This is a genomic window from Brevibacillus borstelensis (assembly GCF_003710865.1).
Taxonomy (GTDB): domain Bacteria; phylum Bacillota; class Bacilli; order Brevibacillales; family Brevibacillaceae; genus Brevibacillus; species Brevibacillus borstelensis.
Genome location: NZ_RHHO01000077.1, coordinates 1 through 368 on the forward strand (window position 1 = coordinate 1; position 368 = coordinate 368).

At 57.1% G+C, this 368-nt stretch carries 1 pseudogene; it reads left to right on the forward strand.

Going from position 1 to position 368, the window contains the following annotated elements:
* Positions 1-211 (forward strand): annotated as a pseudogene (locus EDM54_RS25515) (phosphatidylglycerophosphatase A family protein); the annotation flags it as partial.
* Between the last annotated feature and the right edge of the window lie 157 nt (positions 212-368).

A 368-nucleotide genomic window follows, 5' to 3' on the forward strand; every position in this document is an offset into this window, starting at 1 on the left:
GGATAAGCATAAGATTGGTGTGATCAAGCGGCTGGATACGAAGACATCCGGTGGAAAAGTGCATACGTTCCTGGATGATTTGGTCGCGAGCGTGGCGGCGAATGCCTCGAGCCGGATGGCTCATCGGTTGAGAGATGAGCAGGAGCAGGCGGAGGTGCTTGCTGCGGGGCAGATTCGAGTGGAAGGCAAGGCTGTGGATGAGGCTGGGTGACCTTTAGTTGTGCCTGGTTGATAGGTGTGGTGGAGGGGCATCCCTATCGGGATGCTCCTTGATTTTGGTGCGCCCAGCATGGGCGATAGCTATAGGGTGAAAGTCCCGAACGGGGGTTGGCTGTACCAACCGTTAGCTCAAGGCAAGGGTGTCGACC